The organism is Nocardioides zeae (assembly GCF_030818655.1).
GTDB classification, from domain to species: Bacteria; Actinomycetota; Actinomycetes; order Propionibacteriales; family Nocardioidaceae; genus Nocardioides; species Nocardioides zeae_A.
The window spans coordinates 2,891,557-2,908,383 of the sequence record NZ_JAUTAN010000001.1; the positions used below are offsets into that span (position 1 = coordinate 2,891,557).

General features: G+C 69.3%; 16 protein-coding genes. 6 read left to right on the forward strand and 10 right to left on the reverse strand.

Features of this window, described 5'->3' with window-relative positions:
- Positions 1-40 precede the first annotated feature (40 nt).
- The 4 genes from QE405_RS13685 to QE405_RS13700 all read right to left on the reverse strand — a co-directional run bounded on the left by QE405_RS13685 (position 41) and on the right by QE405_RS13700 (position 4,258).
- Positions 41-325, reverse strand: coding sequence for a hypothetical protein (locus QE405_RS13685; RefSeq protein WP_307201614.1), 285 nt, complete (start codon positions 323-325; stop codon positions 41-43).
- Between the two features lie 43 nt (positions 326-368).
- Positions 369-1,886, reverse strand: coding sequence for an ABC transporter substrate-binding protein (locus QE405_RS13690; protein WP_307201616.1), 1,518 nt, complete (start codon positions 1,884-1,886; stop codon positions 369-371).
- Positions 1,887-2,060: 174 nt separating this feature from the next.
- Positions 2,061-3,653 carry a 4-hydroxyphenylacetate 3-hydroxylase family protein gene (locus QE405_RS13695; protein ID WP_307201619.1) on the reverse strand — a complete coding sequence of 531 codons (1,593 nt, stop codon included), beginning with the start codon at positions 3,651-3,653 and terminating at the stop codon, positions 2,061-2,063.
- Between the two features lie 38 nt (positions 3,654-3,691).
- Positions 3,692-4,258 (reverse strand): flavin reductase family protein, encoded by a 567-nt coding sequence (locus tag QE405_RS13700; RefSeq protein ID WP_307201621.1) that lies wholly within the window; start codon positions 4,256-4,258, stop codon positions 3,692-3,694.
- Positions 4,259-4,495: 237 nt separating this feature from the next.
- Between QE405_RS13700 and QE405_RS13705 the strand changes: the two genes are divergently transcribed.
- Complete coding sequence (locus QE405_RS13705; protein WP_307201623.1) at positions 4,496-5,434, forward strand: AraC family transcriptional regulator; 939 nt, start codon at positions 4,496-4,498, stop codon at positions 5,432-5,434.
- Positions 5,435-5,718: 284 nt separating this feature from the next.
- Here the strand turns inward: QE405_RS13705 and QE405_RS13710 are convergent, their stop codons facing one another.
- From QE405_RS13710 to QE405_RS13730, 5 genes are all read right to left on the reverse strand, one after another.
- Positions 5,719-6,834, reverse strand: coding sequence for an ABC transporter permease (locus QE405_RS13710; protein WP_307201625.1), 1,116 nt, complete (start codon positions 6,832-6,834; stop codon positions 5,719-5,721).
- Positions 6,831-8,387 carry a sugar ABC transporter ATP-binding protein gene (locus tag QE405_RS13715; protein ID WP_307201627.1) on the reverse strand — a complete coding sequence of 519 codons (1,557 nt, stop codon included), beginning with the start codon at positions 8,385-8,387 and terminating at the stop codon, positions 6,831-6,833. The genes QE405_RS13710 and QE405_RS13715 overlap by 4 nt, the downstream gene beginning before the upstream one ends.
- 7 nt (positions 8,388-8,394) lie before the next feature.
- On the reverse strand, positions 8,395-9,537 hold the full coding sequence (locus QE405_RS13720; protein WP_307201629.1) for a sugar ABC transporter substrate-binding protein: 1,143 nt from the start codon (positions 9,535-9,537) through the stop codon (positions 8,395-8,397).
- Positions 9,538-9,602: 65 nt separating this feature from the next.
- Positions 9,603-10,478: an alpha/beta hydrolase gene (locus QE405_RS13725; protein ID WP_307205871.1), complete on the reverse strand. Its 876-nt coding sequence runs from the start codon at positions 10,476-10,478 to the stop codon at positions 9,603-9,605.
- Positions 10,478-11,653: an FAD-dependent oxidoreductase gene (locus QE405_RS13730; protein WP_307201631.1), complete on the reverse strand. Its 1,176-nt coding sequence runs from the start codon at positions 11,651-11,653 to the stop codon at positions 10,478-10,480. The genes QE405_RS13725 and QE405_RS13730 overlap by 1 nt, the downstream gene beginning before the upstream one ends.
- A gap of 280 nt (positions 11,654-11,933) precedes the next feature.
- Between QE405_RS13730 and QE405_RS13735 the strand changes: the two genes are divergently transcribed.
- The 5 genes from QE405_RS13735 to QE405_RS13755 all read left to right on the forward strand — a co-directional run bounded on the left by QE405_RS13735 (position 11,934) and on the right by QE405_RS13755 (position 15,565).
- The gene (locus QE405_RS13735) at positions 11,934-12,398 is read left to right on the forward strand and encodes a MarR family winged helix-turn-helix transcriptional regulator (protein ID WP_307201633.1); all 465 of its coding nucleotides are present in this window, start codon (positions 11,934-11,936) and stop codon (positions 12,396-12,398) included.
- 174 nt (positions 12,399-12,572) lie between these two features.
- A complete protein-coding gene (locus QE405_RS13740) occupies positions 12,573-13,367 on the forward strand; it encodes an alpha/beta fold hydrolase (protein ID WP_307201635.1) in 795 nt (264 codons plus the stop codon).
- A 475-nt stretch (positions 13,368-13,842) separates the two neighbouring features.
- Complete coding sequence (locus QE405_RS13745; RefSeq protein WP_307201637.1) at positions 13,843-14,574, forward strand: hypothetical protein; 732 nt, start codon at positions 13,843-13,845, stop codon at positions 14,572-14,574.
- A 233-nt stretch (positions 14,575-14,807) separates the two neighbouring features.
- On the forward strand, positions 14,808-15,209 hold the full coding sequence (locus tag QE405_RS13750; RefSeq protein ID WP_307201640.1) for an SHOCT domain-containing protein: 402 nt from the start codon (positions 14,808-14,810) through the stop codon (positions 15,207-15,209).
- A gap of 158 nt (positions 15,210-15,367) precedes the next feature.
- Entirely contained in the window at positions 15,368-15,565 is a 198-nt protein-coding gene (locus QE405_RS13755; RefSeq protein WP_307201642.1) for a hypothetical protein, read from the forward strand.
- A gap of 342 nt (positions 15,566-15,907) precedes the next feature.
- Here the strand turns inward: QE405_RS13755 and QE405_RS13760 are convergent, their stop codons facing one another.
- Positions 15,908-16,546 carry a DUF4192 family protein gene (locus tag QE405_RS13760; RefSeq protein WP_307201644.1) on the reverse strand — a complete coding sequence of 213 codons (639 nt, stop codon included), beginning with the start codon at positions 16,544-16,546 and terminating at the stop codon, positions 15,908-15,910.
- Positions 16,547-16,827: the final 281 nt, after the last annotated feature.

Consider the following 16,827-nt stretch of genomic DNA (forward strand, 5'->3'; position numbering starts at 1 on the left):
GGTCGCACGGGACGCTGGTCGTCCGCGCGCGCGGGCGGGGTCAGGCAGCGCGGGCGACGTCGATCGACGTGCCGTCAACGAGGTCACCCCGCAGACCGGCTGCGGCGGCCAGCTCGTCCAGCACCCGCTGGTACGGCGGGCCACCCTCCTGCTCCGCCGATCCCTGCACCTCGTCGGCGAGACCCCCGACGGTCGGACCCACCGTCGTCGCCGAGGTGACCGAGCACGCCGGGGCCAGGACGTGGACGTGCGGTCGAGCTGCGCGCCGTACGTCCGCGGTGACGAGCGCGACGGAGCTGGCGGTGGGTGCGCGGGAGTCGCTCATGCGGGCCCGTCCCCTCTCGTGTGCTGACCGCGCCGACGGGTGCTCAGAACGACGCGGCGTCGAACTGCGGGACGGCCTGGGTCAGGTAGACGCCCTCGAGGCCGGCCGCCTGGGCGTTGAGCACCGCCTGGTAGCCCCAGATGATCGTGCCGCCGTCGTTCCACACGAGCTGCTGGACCGCGGCGAACGCGGCGTCGCGCTCGTCGTCGTCCACGAGCGCCTGAGCGTTGCGGAGGGACTCGTCGTAGCCCTCCGGCGCGAACCCGCTGACGTTGAAGAAGCCGTTCGACCCGGTGAACGATCCGAGGTAGGCGCCCGCGTCGCGGTTGACGTAGTACGCCGTCTGGAACGGCGTCGAGAGGAGCACCTCGTAGTCGGCGTAGAACGACGCGGGGTCGGTGGTCTCCACCCGGAGCTCCACCCCGACGTCCGCCAGCTGCTCGGCGAGCAGCTCGGTGGCCCGCTGGAGCCCCGGGGTCGTCTCCGCGACCCGGACGTCGACGGCGTCGACGCCGGCAGCGGCGAACAGCTCCTCGGCGCGCTGGGGATCGTGCTCGCGCTGCGGCAGGGACGCGTCGTAGCCCGGCAGGCCGAGACCGACCAGGTCGTTGCCGACGAATCCCTCTCCGAGGAAGACGACGTCGACCAGCTCCTGCCGATCGATCGCCAGCTTCATCGCCGTGCGCACGTCCGGGTCGTCGAACGGAGCCTCGTTCACGTTCATCTCGAACCCGAGCGCGAGCGAGTCGGCCTCGCCGCCCTGCTGGATCTCGATCGCGTCGTTGTCGGCCTCGGCCTGGGCGGCGACGGGGTCCACGCGGGTGGCAACGTCGATCTCCCCGCTCTTCAGCGCGTTCAAGCGTGCCTGGGGATCGTCGATCACGACCACCTCGAGCGTCGTCACCTCGGGCGTCCCGTCGAAGTAGTCCTCCCGTGCCTCCATCACGATCCGCTCGCCCGCGTCGTAGCTCACGAGCGTGTAGGGCCCCGACGTCACCGGGGCGTCCTCCCACTGCGTCGCGCCGTCGGGGTAGACGTACGACACGAAGGACAGGATCGTCGAGACGAAGTCGCCGCGGGGCCGGGTGAACGGCACGACGAGCGTGCGCTCGTCGACCACCTCGATGCCGTCGACGTCGACATCACCGAAGAAGGAGGCGTAGTTCGGGCTCTGCGTCGGGTCCGCGGTGAGCCGAAGGCTGTAGGCCACGTCGGTCGCCTCGATGGCACTGCCGTCGCTGAAGGTGACGTCGTCGCGCAGCGTGATGGTCCAGCTCTCGGCCGTGGCGTCCGGGACGATCGACTCGGCGAGACGCAGCACGGGCTCGCCGTCGCGCAGCTCCACGAGCGACTCGTACAGGTGCGAGACCCCGATGTAGTCGGCGAAGCCGTTGGTCGTCAGCGGGTTCAGGTTGTCGGTGGTGTTGCCGAGCGCGCCGACCCGCAAGCGGGTGGGGTCCTCGGGCCCGGACCTCTCCCCGTCCGACCCGGCGCTGCAGCCGGTGGCCGTCACGGCGAGGAGGGCGAGGGCGGAGACGCCGAGGCGTCGAGTGCGAGGCATGGGGCTCCCTGGGACGGACCGATCCGAGACGACGCCCGCACATTAAATGATAACGATCCTCATTTGCAAAGGCGGTCGAGCCGGTCGGCGCTGGCGGGACCGACAGCGCCTCCGCACTCTCCCGTGGCCACGAGCACCGGGCGGGGGCGGCGCAGCACCGCCCCCGCCCGTCGGTCAGAACAGGTCGGGGACGGTCCAACCGTCCAGGTCGTACTCGGCGAGGAACTCGTCGGCCAACCCCCGCATCGCATCGGTCCCCCCGCGGTTCTGGGCCGCGAAGAGCAGCTCGGCCTTCACGTTCTCGTGGTTGCCCGAGTAGTTGCGCTCGTACAGCTCGTGGCGACCGCCGAACTCGGAGCCGATGGAGTCCCACAGGGCCTTCATGACCTTGACGCGGTCGACGGCGGTGATGCCGTCGGAACCCCGGACGTACTTGTCGAGGTAGGGCCGCACCTCCGGGCTCTTGAAGTCCGCGGCACCGGAGGGCAGGTAGATCAGGCCCGAGGCGACGTCCTGCTCGATGATCTCCTTGACCCGCGGGTAGCCGTGGATCATGAACATGCGGTAGGTCAGTCCGTACTCCAGCTTGGGGATCACCGCGTCCCCCACCCACGGCTCGGGATCACGCGCCATGGACTCCGTCAGCGACCAGAACAGGTTGCGCCACCCGATGACCTCACCGACCCGGGTCTGCACGCCGCGGAAGCCGCCGGACCCCGTCGCGTCCAGCGCCTTGAGCAGCAGCCCGGCGATGAAGTCGAGCTTGACCGCCAGACGGGTGCAGCCCTGGAACGTGAACCGGGGCAGGAAGCCGGACTGCGGGAAGAAGGCGTTGATGCGGTCCACGTCGCCGTACATGAAGACGTTCTCCCACGGCACCAGCACCTTGTCGAAGATGAAGATGGTGTCGTTCTCGTCCATGCGGCTGGAGAGCGGGTAGTCGAACGGGGAGCCGTTCCTGGCTGCCTGCTCGGTGTACGACGAGCGACAGATCAGCTTGATCCCGGGGGCGTCCATCGGGACCGTGCAGATGAGCGCGAACTGCTTCTTGCGGATCGGCAGGCCGTAGTGCGCGATGAAGTTGTAGTTCGTGATGGCCGAGCCGGTCGCGACCACCTTCGCACCGGAGACCACGAGTCCCGCGTCGGTCTCCTTCTCCACCTTCATGTAGACGTCGCCGACCTCGTCGGGCGGCAGGTTGCGGTCGACCGGCGGGTTGATGATGGCGTGGTTCCAGTAGAGGACCTTCTCCTGCGACTCGCGGTACCAGCGCTCCGCGTTCGCCTGGAACGGCGCGTACAGCTCATTGTTCGCGTGCAGCGTGCCGAGGAAGCTGGCCTTGTAGTCGGGCGAACGTCCCATCCACCCATAGCTCATCCGTGCCCACCTGGCGATGGCGTTGCGCTCCTTGAGCAGGTCCGCCGACGACGTCGGCGTGCGGAAGAAGGGCATGGTGACGCCGCCGTTGCCGGTGTCGGTGGGGACGGTCAGCTCGTCGACGTGCGGCCCCGTGTGCAGCGCGTCGTACAACCGCGCCGTCATCCGGATCGGGTTGCGGAAGGCCGGGTGCGTCGTGACGTCGTCCACCCGCTCGCCGTGCAGGTAGATCTCGCGGCCGTCCCGGAGCGACTCGATGTACTCGTCGCCCGTCATCGGCCGCGAGGCGAAGTTCGCCCGGTTGTTGGCAGGCGCGTCGGCGGCGGGGTTCGCCGTGGGCGGACCGTCGGTCTCGGCGGTGGGGTTCTGCTCGGGCAGGGTCGCGGTCATCTGGTCTCCTCGTGCGTATCGGTGGGGTGTCTCAGGGGTCACGCAGGGGCGCACGTCGTGGTGCGATAAGCGGACGCAGGAAGCGGGCTGAAAGAGCTCGTGGCGTCGAACCACCCGCGGTGCGGGTCGTCGGCGCAGCCGGTCCAGGCGGCGTCGGCGCTGCGCCGACCGAGCTCGTGGAAGGCGCTGCCGTGGAACAGCAGCGGGCGCGCGTCGGTGACGGCGACGTCGACGACCTCACCGAGGAACAACAGGTGGTCGCCTCCGTCGTCGACACGCCAGGGGCGGCAGGAGATCGTCGCGGCGGTGTGGGCCAGGACGGGTGCGACCGGGCCGTCCTGCCAGCGCACCGGATCCTGGCCGGGGCGGCCGGCGAACTGCATGGCCACGTCGACCTGGTCGGCGGCGAGCACGTTGACCGCGAAGGATGCGTCCTGCAGGTAGAGGCAGGCCTTCGACGTGCGGGTCAGCGCGACCTGCACGAGGGGTGGCGCCAGCGAGATGGGGGTGAACGCGGTGACGGTGGCTCCGTGGGGGCGCCCGTCGACACTGGTGCACGTGATCACGGTGACGCCGGTGGCGAATCGTCCGAAGACAGCGCGCAAGGCTGAAGGCTCCATCAGTCCCTCCGATCGGTCGGGGTGGACGCGGCGCGACGCCGCGTGACCGGGGACACTAGGAACGCCTGCCGGCAGAGGCGATCCCCTGCACGCAGCGCCTGTCCTGATTGCGCATCGAGTTGGCCGGACGACGACGCGACCCCTCCCACCCCGTGTCGCTGCGCCCGCTGTCGCCGTACTGTGACCGTCATCACGAGGAACGCAGGACCGGAGGAGGCGCCGATGTGCGAGGACGCAGCCGCTGCGCGTGAGCGTCCGACCCCGACCTGGGACGAGTTCTCCGCGGCGGTGGAGCACGCCTACTTCCCCCATCACCTGACGGTCAGGTCCGACCGCCCGCCCGTGGGTGGCACCCTCCGCTCCGTCGACCTCGGGCCCGTGCGCCTCGCGCGGATCGGCTGGGGGTCGGAGGTCAGCGTCGAGTCCGACCACCCCGGTGCCTGGGCGGTGAACGTGCCCCGCAGCGGCGTCCTCGAGGCGTCCGTCGGAGGGCGGCACGTGCTGTCGCTCGACGGTCAGGCCACCGTCTGTCCGCCTGACGTCACCACCTCGATGACCCGCTGGTCCGCGGACTGCGCCATCGTCGGCATGCGTGTCGATGCCGACCACCTGGCGCAGGAGATCCCCAGCCTCGTGGGCCTGTCCGTGACCCAGATGCCGGCGCAGGTCGATCTCCGGCGCGACGCCGGCCGAGCCTGGGTGGCCCTGCTGACCTCGATCGGCGGAGAGATGCTGCGCCAACCGACGCTCCTCGCCGACTCGGTGGTGAACCGACGGCTCGGTTCGGCACTGACCGCGGCTTTCGTCCTGGCATGTTTCCCCGACTCCGGGCGAGGGCCGGTGAGACCACGGATCGTGACGCAGGTCCTCGATGCCATGGAAGCCGACCCAGCAGCCGACTGGAGCGCGGCCGAGCTCGCCGCCGTCGCGGGGGTCGGGATCCGCCGCCTGCAGGACGGTTTCCGCACCTACCTGGGCATGACGCCCACCCAGGCGCTGAGCAGGATCCGGTTGGCGCGCGTGCACGCCGACCTCCTCGCGGGACACTCCGCCACCGTCGCGGATGCGGCCCACCGGTGGGGCTTCACGCACCTCGGGAGGTTCGCGGCCGCCTACCGAGCGCGCTACGGCGTCGCACCCTCGGCGACGCTGCGCGGCTGACGGACCGCCGCCGACCGCCCGAGCACCGAGCCACGCACGCCAGCTCGTCGATGCACCTCACCCTCTCGCCCCGTCGGTGTCCCACCATGGGGATCGTCACGACCGCGGGTGGGTGGTGGTGCTCGTGCGCCGCGAGCCCGGCATGTGCGGGTTCGGCAGCACGGGTCCCCCGATAAGCGAGTACGGCGCGCCGGGCGGCGGGTGTCGAGGGCGGGCTCAGCCAGGCCTGGGCTCGTGCAGAGCGCGATACGCAGCTCGGTCCGATCGTCGACCTCCGGAGGCCGTCACCGGCGCGCGCCCTCGGGCAAGGAGGCCCGAGCGAGACGAACAGGTCCGCGTCTGCGCTGGCGTCGTGGACGGGGTCGGGGCCTGGCTCGCGCCAGGGTCTGGGACAGGATCACCGCGACGAGGAGGGCGCCACCGTTGAAGAGCTGCTGCACGAACGGCGCGACCCCGGCCAGCGTCAGACCGGTCACCGTCGTGGCGACGAGGAAGACGCCGAGCACGGTGCCCAGGATGTTGAACCGTCCCGGCTGGATCGTCGTCGCACCGATGTAGACCGCGGCAAGGCCGGACAGCAGGTAGCCGGGGCCGTCGCCGGGGTTGGCGCCACCGGTGCGGACAGTCAGCAGGACGCCGGCGATCCCGGCGATGAGACCGGAGAAGAGGAACGCCGAGAACGTCAGCCGCTCGGTCGGCAGCCCCACCAGGCGCGCGGCAGACTCGTTGCTGCCGATCATCCGGACGAACCGGCCCCACGGTGTCTTCTCGACGACGAAGAGCACGGCGAGCACGACCACGGTCATCAGGTAGAAGATCACCGGGACGCCGAGCCAGCGCTGCGTGCCGAAACCCGAGAAGCCCTCCGGGATCCCGGTGTTGATCGCGATGCCGCCCGTGTACCAGGAGACGACGCCAGCGATGATCGTCATCATCGCGAGGGTGACGACGATCGAGTCGAGCTTCTGCACGGCGATCAGGTAGCCGTTGACAGCACCGAGGGCGAGGCCGACGACGAGCCCGATGGCGACCGCGAGAACGACCGGCGCGTCGGCCCTGCTCATCGACGCGGCCGTTGCCACCGACGCGATGCCCGCGATCGACGCCGTGCTCAGGTCGAGCTTGCCGACCACCAGCGGCAGGGTGAAGGCCGTTGCGACGAGGACCAGCACCACCTGGCCACCCAGGAGGTTCTGGATGTTCGCTGAGCTGGCGAAGATCGTTCCGGTCGCCGGCAGCACGCTGAAGACGACGACGACGAGCGCGAGGACGCCCAGGAGGCCGTAGCGCTCGGCCAGACGGCGCACCCGCGCACGACCGCCGCGGCGCTGCGGCGCGACCGGTGGCACGTCGGTGACCTCAGCAGGAGTAGATGTCTCGAGGTTCGTGGTCGATGTCACGCCGTTGCCTTTCGCTGCCCGTACACCGCGCGGGTGATCCCCTCAGTGGTCATGGCGGAGGTGTCGATCTCTTGGGTGATGGTGCCGTTGTGCATCACGACCACGCGGTCGCACAGCACGGCGAGCTCCTCGAAGTCGTCGCTGACGACGACCGCGGCTGCGCTCGCTGGGCGAACGGCGGCCCTGATCAGCTCGTGGATGTCCTCACGCGCACCGATGTCGACGCCTTGCGAGGGGTTGTCGAGCAGGAGCAAGGTCGGGTCCGACCGCAGCCAGCGGGCGAGGACGGTCTTCTGGGCGTTGCCGCCGGACAGGGTCGAGGGCGTCACCAGCTCCCCGGCGGCCTTGACCCGGAACCGGGACAGCAGGTCACGGGCGTCGACGTTCTCGGCTCTGGTGCGAAGGACACCGTTCCGGGAGTAGTGCCGCACCATGGGGGCCGACATGTTCGACGCCAGGGTGAGGTCACCGAAGAGAGCATCGCGCCTGCGTTCCTCCGGGACGTAGGCGATCTTGGCGGCGACCGCGTCGGACGGGTGCCGGAGTCGGAGCTCGGTTCCACGGAGACGGATGGAGCCGGCGCTCGGCTGCATGTCGCCGAAGAGCGTGCGCAGCAGGCTGGTGCGGCCGGAGGCGAGCAGGCCAGCGACACCGACGATCTCGCTCTCTCGGACGCGGAGGTCGAGCCCGTTCACGGGGCCTGAACTCAGACCGGACACCTCGAGGAGCGGCGTGCCGCTCGACGGCGGTGGCGCCGCGTGCACGACGGTGGCGAGAGGGTGCCCGATCATCATCTCGGCCAGGTCGACCTCGCTGCGCCCCTCGGTCGGGCAGGTCTGGACGTGGCGGCCGTCGCGGAGCACGGTGACCTCGTCACAGAGTGCACGGACCTCGCCCAGGCGATGACTGACGAAGAGGACGGCCTGGCCCTGCTCCCGGAGTCGAAGCAGGCTGTCGAAGATGACGTCGACCTCTCCGGCCGGCAAGGACGCGGTGGGCTCGTCGAGGATGAGCACGCCCGAGGTGCCGCTCTCGAGGTCCTGCAGCGCGCGAGCGATGGCGACCAGTGTCTGGGTCGAGGGCCGCAGGCGGCCCACGATCGCCTCCGGGGTCGCCTGCACGCTGAAGCGTGCGAGGACCTTCTCGGTGTGGGCGCGCCAAGCCCGGTCCTTGACGCTCCATCCCGGTCCGGTCGGGTACCCGTGGCCGGCTGCCAGGTTGTCGGCCACCGTCATGTCGGCGAAGATCCCGGGGTCCTGGTGGACGACTCGGATGCCGGCGTCCCGGGCTTTTCGAGGGTTCCACTTCGAAGCGCTCTGCCAGCCGTCAGCCAGAGCGATCCGGCCGGAATCGGCAGGCGTGGTCCCGGAGAGCAGCTTGATCAAGGTGGACTTGCCCGAGCCGTTCTCACCGAGGAGCGCATGGATGCTCGCGCGCCCGACGGCGAGGTCGAACCCCGACAGGGCGGGGTTGCCCTGGTAGGACTTGGACAGGCCTTCTACCTGCAGCGCCAGCTGTGCGCCGGCAGCGATGGCGAGGTGGGTCGCGCTCATGGGAGCGTCAGCCCTCCCAGATCGCTTCGTAGGCGGTCTTGAAGTATACGGACGTCGCGTAGTCCCCGCTCGACGGCAGGTTGTGGTCCTTGTCGACGAGCTTCAGGCCGATTCCCGCGGGGACGGGCTGCTGGCCCGCGAGGAGACGGTTGAGGCTGTCGACGAGAGCCCAACCGATCCACGTCGAGTCGTAGGCCATCGCCGCTGTCTGGCCCCTGCCGCTGGCGATCTGCGCCATGTTGGCCTCGTAGCCGTCACCGGTGATGGTCGCGATCTCGCGTCCCGACGAGGTGACCGCCTGGCCGACACCACCGAGGATGAAGGAGGCGAAGGGTGCATTGATGCCGGTCGCCGTGGGCGCACCGAGCAGGGCTGCGGAGGTCTTCTGCTGGAACGTCGAGGGGTTGCTGTAGTCGGAGAGGTTGATCGTGGCCGTCTCCACACTGATGCCGGGGGCCGTCTCCATCACGCGCTGGAAGCCGGCGTCGAGGGCCATGGCGTACTGGTTGTCGACGAACTGGAAGTCCAGCACCGTGCCCTCACCGCCGAGCTGGTCGATCAGGTACCACGCGTTGGCCTCACCGATCGAGGTGGCGAACGCCTCGCCGCTGGTGATGTCGGAGCTGTACTGCAGCTCGTTGGTCAGGGTCGCGTCGTCCTCGCACGGGTGGCCCTCGTAGGACATCACCTGGATGCCGGCGGTCTGGGCCTCCGTGAGCGACTGCTCGACCGAGCCGCAGGCCACGTCGATCAGGATGATGCCGTCGGTGCCCGCAGCGACCGCTTGGCGGATGCCGTTGTTGTAGCCGTCGTTGGCGCCGAACGCACCGTCGTAGAGCGTGGTGTCCCAGCCGATCTCGTTGGCGGCGTCGACCGCCGCGTTGGTCGGCACCGAACAGCCGACGGCCGCCTGTCCGCAGGAGATGACCCAGACCTTCTTGCCGCTCACAGCCGCCGGACCGTCGGTGGGCGGGGTGCCCTCGGTGCCCTCGTAGAGCGCGGCGACCTGCTCCTCCGCGGTCGTGAGGACGTCGGCGTCGGTCGAGCCGCCGCCCGAGGTCGTCGACGAACCGCACGCGGCGAGCGAGCCGACGAGGCTGGCTGCCGAGACGATGGTCAGCGCCCTGATCTTGGTGGACTTCTTCAGCATCCGAAACACTCCCGGTGGGATGAGGTGGGTGGTGGTGTCCGAGATCCGGCGACGGTGCCGGTTGTTCAGTGACGCGCGTGCGGCCCGAGACCCAGCAGGTGGAGTGCGGCTCGACCGACCAGGCTGTCGGCGTCCGTGAGTTCGATGACGACCGAGAAGTGGTCCCGGTCCCTCACTGCGTGGAGGGTGGCCGGTCCTCCGCGGCCCGCCCAGGCGTCGACGAAGCCACGCGTCTGGGCGGCGAACTCGGCTGTCTCGAGCGCGCCGTAGCAGGCCACGATCGGTGTGGTGGCCCGTTCCGGCAGGTGGAGGGAGGGGCTGTTCTCCGTCGCTGCCGCGAGATCGAGACCCATCCAGCCGTTGATGTGGGTGTGCAGCAGCGGCCGGACGTCGAAGAGGCCGCTGAGTGGGAGTGCCCCGATGATGGCCTCGGCCCGCACGCCGTACTCCGTGTGCCAGCCGGCCGCGAGGACCATGCCAGTCAGATGCCCCCCTGCGGAGCTTCCGCTGACGACGATCCGCTGGGGGTCGCCGCCGAAGTGGTCGATGTTGCGATGGATCCAGGCGATCGCACGGCGGACCTGGTCGACGATGTGGGAGAGGCTGACGGCTGGCGCGAGCGCATAGTCGAGGGTGACCACGACGGCACCAGCAGCATGGAGCATCGGCGAGACGAAGGCCGAGTCCTCCTTGGACAGCGCCCGCCAGTATCCCCCGTGAATGAAGACGAAGACCGGTGCGGCGCTGCGTGCAGGCTGGACGAAGACGTCGAGCAGCTCGCCGTCGCCCTCGCCGTACCAAGCCTCCACGTGCGGCACCGCGGCGTAGGCCTCGTCGCTCAGCCGCCGGTAGAGCCGCATGCGGGCCTCGAAGTCGGTCACCGAGGCTCGGGCGTTGTACTGGACGTCGAGATAGGGATCGACAGCGGGCTCTCCGAGCATCACGATCTCACCGCCGCCCGGGTTCCGGTCGGCACGGCGTTGGCTGCCCGCAGGCGGGCGTGGGCGAAGGCGCGGGAGCGACCGAGCGCCCGCAGGAGCAGGGCTCGGGGGAACGAGGGGAGGTCGTTGAGCCGACCTACGCGGAAGGAGAACCGCTGGGTGTGGCTGATCAGGGGGCGCTCGGTCTGCTCCCACGCCGCCAGCTGGCCGGCCAGGTCCTCGTCCCCGGACACCGCGACCGCGAGTCCGAGCGCGGACATCATGGCGCAGCCGCCACCCTGGCCGAGGTAGGGCGGCTGGGCGTGCGCCGCGTCGCCGAGCACGGCGACCTTTCCAGCGGACCACGACGTGAGCTCGACCTGCTCGAACTCGTCCCATCGAGGAGCCGGACCGAGCTGCTCGATCAGGTTCCTCGCCTGCGGGAAGGTCTTCGTCCACTCCTCGATCGGGACCGGGTCGCCGATCGCTGCGTCGTCTCCTCGCGGGCAGACGAGCGCGATGTAGGCGTCGGTCTTGCTGCTCGGGGTGTAGAGCAGGAACCGTCGCCCGGACATCCACTCGATGTAGGAGTCTGCGTCTGCGTCCGGGACGAGGCCGGGCTGGCGGGGGACCACGACCCGGGCGCAGCGCTGCCCGAGCGGTCGACGTCTGCGGAGCAGACCCAGCGAGTCGCGCAGGCGCGAGCCGACGCCGTCCGCGATGACGACGAGGTCCGCCTCGCTCGTGGACCCGTCGGCGAAGGTGAGCCTGCCGCTCGGGGTCACACCGGTCGCGGTCGAGTCGCACACGACCTCGACGCCGGCCGACGTGGCAGCGTGGAGCAGCGCCGAGATGAGCCGCTCCCGCATGATCGTGAGCACCTTGACCTGACCCTCGCCGTTCACCGGCACGTGGACGAGGAGGTCGCCCCGGCCGGTGCGTGTCTGGATCGAGGGGCCGTAGTGGGCGTCGCTGGTCGCCCGGTCCAGGACACCGAGCTCATCGAGGACGGCGAGCCCGTTGCTCCACAGGTAGATGCCTGAGCCGAGGGCCCGGACGGCCTCGTTGCGCTCATGGAGCCGCACCGACCAGCCGCGCCGGGCAAGCGCTGCGGCGGCGGTGAGGCCGCCGATGCCGCCGCCGACGACTTCGGCGTGACGGCCGATGGGTGGTGCGGGACTGGGCGTGGCAGACATGGGGCTCCTTCGCGGGCCGGATCGGGGGCCGGTGCCGTCGCTTCGCGCTGGGCAACCGGCTTGATTTCTCACCAGGAAGAGCCGTGGGTCTGCCGTCCACGTGGCCCCTCCGCCGGACGCGTCACCGGTCCGGATCGACAGGGCGTGACCGTACGTTCAACGCGGTTTGCATAGCAAGCGATCTAATTGGCAATTTACACAGGGCCGAGGGCCGAAACGTCTGCGAAATGCCGGTCCGACGCGGAATTCCACCGCTCCGAGCCGCTGATACTGTCGCCCCGTGGACGATCAGATCGATCCCGAGATGGAGGATGCCTGGGCAGAGGCCTGCAACGGGATCTACCGCGTTCTCAAGCGCGGGAGGGGAGCCGTGGGTCGTCGCGCTGGCGGCTCGGCGATCAGCGAGGCGCAGGTCGCGATGCTGGAGTCCGTCGCCCACCGTGGCCCGCTCCAGGTGGGCGAGATCGCCACTCACGCTGGACTAGCCCAGCCGACCGTCACCCGGATGCTCAACACGCTGCAGCGCGACGCGATCATTCGTCGCCTCCCGAGCCCTCACGACGAGCGCGCCGTCCTCGTGGAGCTGACGGACGAGGGGCGGGAGCTGTGGCAGCAGAAGCGAGAACTGCTGCGCTTCTGGCAGAGGGATGCCCTCCTCAGGTTCCCGGCGGAGCAGCGGAGCGAGGTGGTGAGCATGCTCGCGACGCTCGTCGACATCATCGAGGACCAGATCGCCGATCGCTGAACCACTCGTCGTGGGTCTCGACGAGACCGTTGACTCGTCGCACGCATTCACATAGCCTGCTATCAACCGTCGACACGGAATGCCACACCTCCCGTCCGGGAGAGGGTCTGCCACCCCACCGTGCCGCTCGGCCCGCTCCCCAGCGGTCCGGCGGCCTTCCCGGAAGGCACCGCCATGATCCACACCATCACCGTCAACGGTTTCCCCTGCGAGTACGTCGACCACGGCTCGGCGGGGAAGCCGCCGCTCGTGCTGCTGCACGGCTGGGCCCAGGACCACAGGCTCTTTCGTCACCTCGCACCGATCCTCGCCCGGGACTTCCACGTGTACGCGCTCAACTTCCGCGGTCACGACGCCCAGCTCACCGACGTCGGCGACTTCACCGCCGACGACCTGGCATCCGACGTGATCGGCTTCCTCGACCTGCTCGGTCTCGAGCAGGTCAGGTTCGTCTCCACCTCCCACGGTTGCTGGGTCAACATCGAGGTCCAGGACCGTCTGGCCGACCGCGCCCTGGGCAAGACCGTCGTGATCGACTGGCTGATGCAGCCCTTCCCCGGATTTCACACCCAGATCCGCGAGGGCTGCGAGCCCGAGACCGTCGTCGCTGCTCGGCAGAGCCTCTTCACCGAGTGGACCGAGGGGACCGACGTCGTCGACGTCCTCGACCACGTCGACCGGGAGATGACCTGGTTCGGTGTCGAGATGTGGATGCGGGCCTGTCGCGAGATCGAGAAGGCCTACGGCCACTGGGGCGATCCCCTGCAGCGGATGTCGGTGCTCGCCGACCGACTCCAGGTCGCGCACATCTACTCGCAACCGTTGGCGGACGACTACCGGGTCTTCCAGGAGGACTTCTCCCGCGAGAACACGTGGTTCACGCCGGTCCATCTCCCCGGTCAGACCCACTTCCCCACGCTGGAGAACCCGGAGGGGGTCGCGAAGGCCATTGCGGCCTTCTACTCCTGATCTGTCCGGTCGTCCTTCTCTGCGTGCCGGGCTGGAACCCGTCGGGCCGACCTCGACCGCACAGCTGGTGGGGGTCGTCGCTCAGACGTGCGGCGGCGCCGCAGCGTCTTCGCAGGTCGGGACCACTTCCGGTAGGCCACCAGGGACTCGAACCGTGAACCAGCGGAGTGGTTTCCGGAGGACTCACCGGAGACCATCATCGGGTCACGCACGGTCACTCCAGCGCATGTATTTGCAGGTCAGCGGTCTGCTCGCTGCTCATCGTGCCTCGTCACGCGTCACGCGTCACCCGAGGTCATCCCGAAATCGTTGGGTAAGCGTTGGATCGCTGCCCAAAACGTTGGATGAACGTTGGCTGGATCTCCCGCTGTCGGAGGTGGCGCGCGGTCGCCAAGGGGGCGACGCAGCGAGTTCGACGAGGTGAGATCACAGCGAACCACCCACGCACCGGACTGCGGAGCCCTAGATTGCCCGTATGTCGACGACGCCGCCGTGGTCGCCCGTTCCGGGGGACCACCACCAGCAGCCACAACAAACCTCTGAGCCAGCGCTGCGCGAGGGTCATCCGATCAAGAACCAGATCCCGTGGATGGTCGTCCGGCCGCGCTTCATGCTGTCGGGAAAGCAGCTTGCCGCGGTCGCCGGCATCCCCGCCTTCGTCATGCTCGTCGTGGGTACCGCCGCCGGCAGCGGCTCGGCGACCGTCGAACCTGAGGACGTGCGAGACAGCGACGAGTACGCCGCCCTTGCCGAGAAGCTGGACCAGACGGAGGAAGACCTCGCCAGCACGCAGGAGGACCTGGCGGATGCCGAGGAGGATCTGGAAACCATCGCGGGCGACGTACCGGCACGCGAGACCGCCGTCGAGGCGGCGGAGGCGGAGCTGGTCGAGAGGGAGGCCGCGCTGACTGCAGCCGAGGACGCCGTCACCGAGCGGGAGAGCGCGGTGGGGCTCGTGGAGGATCGGATCGCTGCCAACACGTTCGACGGCGACGGGATCTACGTGGTCGGCGACGATATCCAGCCCGGCACGTACCGCTCCGAAGGCGGCGACTACTGCTACTGGGAGCGCCTCTCGGGACTGTCGGGAGAGTTCGACGACCTGATCGCGAACGACAACGTCACTGGACCCGCCATCGTGTCGATCTCCCCCGGAGACGCGGCCTTCTCGACGAACCGCTGCGGCACCTGGACCTTGCAGGACTGATCGCGTTCCCTGCGAGCACGGCCGGTGCTGACCCGGTCGGCGCGCTCTGTAGATCGTCCAGCAGGCCTGCCTGGCGCCCGCACGGTGCGGGCTGACTGAGCGCAGTGTCGCGTGGAGTTGCGTCTGTGGGTGCCATGCACGACGACTCGGATGCGCGAAGCAAGGACCAACTGCCGGCATATCGATAGACGAAGTTCAGGACTCTGGACTCGGACGTCGGCGAGGAGAAGTGAATGACCAAGCACAAGCTGGGCCTCGTAGGAGTACTCCACGTGCACCCGGACGGGACGATCGGCCTGGTCGAGCCGGGTCGCTTCAGTTTCGCGTTCCGAGTCCCGCTCGACGCCGTCGTGGGTTTCACGGAGGCTCGCGGCTCGTTCACGCGGGCGACGCTCAGTGTGCTCGGTCAGGGTGGGGTTATCGCCGAGTGCTCGACCAACTACGGCGCGGCCGACAGGCTCAACCGGTGGCTCGGCGAGCACCGCCCGGCCTCTCCCCAGGCGTCGGCGTCGCCTTCACCCGGCTCCTCGGGGCCAGGCCTCGTAGCCGACCTAGAGAGGCTCGCCGCGTTACATCGCAGTGACGCACTAACAGCCGCCGAGTACGCCGAGGCGAAGACTCGCTTGCTCGGCTGAGTGGCCAACGGCTCGTCCGCCGCTTGCGGGTGACAAACGGGTCGCTAGGTCCGCTCGCGCGCACCCGTCGGAGATGGCCCCCGGAGACGTCGGAGGTCACCTGAGTCGAGCGAAGTGATGCGCGCGACGCTGGCGACGGACAGTTTCTCCTGCTGGAGGTGCCGCAGCGCTTCAGACACCGACTCCTCCGCCTGGCCCACACGCTCGAGCGCATCACGCCGGGCATGCCACGCGTCTTCAAGGTCGACAATCGCCTCGTCGATGCGTTGCTCCCGGGCCACGGCCTCCGGGTCGAGCTCGCGACGCCGTCGACGAGCCGCTTCGAGGAGGGCCGCCCGCTTCCTCGACCGCGATGAGGTGCCGCCGGCCGGGGACGAATTAGTCACGGAAACAACCCCTCTCCTCGGCCGCCGATCGCCTCATTTGGCCATGCGCCGAGGGTTAGGAATACGACGTCCACCCTCAGCTTCAAGCTGCCCGGCAGCCCCACCCCCGGGAAGACCGCCGCTGCCGAATCGCGGCCTGTTCTGTCCACTGCTGGTGCTCATGTGCTCTTCCTCCGAAACCTTGCGACGAGGGTGCATCCGATACATGTCACGGTGTCGGGCCGTCGTGCTGACGTGTCGCGAGATACTTCCCCGCATAGCCTGCGGGTCGACCGGGTCGGCGGGGGCTGTCCTGGTCGAGTGAGGTGCGGCTCATGACAACGCTGACTGGACGGCATCCCATTTCATCGGTGGCGTTGCGGATGACAAGAGATCGCCAGCGAGGTCTGCCAGTGGATGACGCCGCCCCATTGCTTCGACCGTCTCGATTGCGGTCCACGCCGCAACTTCGTCTCCGGCCACCCAGTGGCTCATTTCCAGAAGCGCGAGCGGCCCAGCACGCCGGGCCCCGGGGGCCCGGCGCGACAGGTCCTCCCATAACGCGACGTGACGATGAGCGTCAGCGCGAGTGATGGCCAGCAGAGCACCATCGCGGATGTCCGGCTCGTCGAGGTCCAACAGCAAGCGCGCCGCAGCAGCCGGCCTCAACGACACAGGGTCATCGACGAACGACTCGACCGCCGCGACAACCCACTCACCCTCCCCCGCCCGACCAGTCTGCGACTCGAGCCGCACATCTAGAGCTGATTGGATCGACGTCATCTCGAAGTCGACCCCAGCCTGCTCCGCGGGCTTCGCGTCGAGCTCAGAGGCGTAGCTGCTGCGCCCTGGCCGCGGTTGCGGCTTCCCCGTAAACGCGAACTCCGCAGCCATCCGCGCCCTAGCCGCAGCGGCCGCCTCGGAGGCCGTGACCTCGCCGCTGCGTAGGTCGTCGATCCCGTCATCGGACACGTGCAGCCTCAACATAGGGGCGAGGCCGCACTCGGCGTCGAACCGAGCCTCCAACACGTCGTTCAGGGCCAGGTGGTGCTCGCTGTCGGACGTGGCGTGGACCAACGCGATGCCGCCCCAACGGCCGGCGCTGTGCCTGCCCTCTCGCCGTCCGCAGCAACTCCGCAGCGACGCTCTCCCAGCGCGCTTTCCCGAGCCGGTATTGCGAACATCCACTCGCCGACGGGCCGAGGGGTGCGGCAGCACGCTGCGGGCAAGGCCAGCGCCGCATCGACGTGATC

Excerpts from the sequence above, each read along its gene's own strand:
- QE405_RS13685 (WP_307201614.1), bottom strand. The coding sequence starts at position 325 with ATGAGCGACTCCCGCGCACCCACCGCCAGCTCCGTCGCGCTCGTCACC.
- QE405_RS13690 (WP_307201616.1), bottom strand. The coding sequence starts at position 1,886 with ATGCCTCGCACTCGACGCCTCGGCGTCTCCGCCCTCGCCCTCCTCGCC.
- QE405_RS13695 (WP_307201619.1), bottom strand. The coding sequence starts at position 3,653 with ATGACCGCGACCCTGCCCGAGCAGAACCCCACCGCCGAGACCGACGGT.
- QE405_RS13705 (WP_307201623.1), top strand. The coding sequence starts at position 4,496 with ATGTGCGAGGACGCAGCCGCTGCGCGTGAGCGTCCGACCCCGACCTGG.
- QE405_RS13715 (WP_307201627.1), bottom strand. The coding sequence starts at position 8,387 with ATGAGCGCGACCCACCTCGCCATCGCTGCCGGCGCACAGCTGGCGCTG.
- QE405_RS13720 (WP_307201629.1), bottom strand. The coding sequence starts at position 9,537 with ATGCTGAAGAAGTCCACCAAGATCAGGGCGCTGACCATCGTCTCGGCA.
- QE405_RS13725 (WP_307205871.1), bottom strand. The coding sequence starts at position 10,478 with ATGCTCGGAGAGCCCGCTGTCGATCCCTATCTCGACGTCCAGTACAAC.
- QE405_RS13730 (WP_307201631.1), bottom strand. The coding sequence starts at position 11,653 with ATGTCTGCCACGCCCAGTCCCGCACCACCCATCGGCCGTCACGCCGAA.
- QE405_RS13740 (WP_307201635.1), top strand. The coding sequence starts at position 12,573 with ATGATCCACACCATCACCGTCAACGGTTTCCCCTGCGAGTACGTCGAC.
- QE405_RS13745 (WP_307201637.1), top strand. The coding sequence starts at position 13,843 with ATGTCGACGACGCCGCCGTGGTCGCCCGTTCCGGGGGACCACCACCAG.
- QE405_RS13750 (WP_307201640.1), top strand. The coding sequence starts at position 14,808 with ATGACCAAGCACAAGCTGGGCCTCGTAGGAGTACTCCACGTGCACCCG.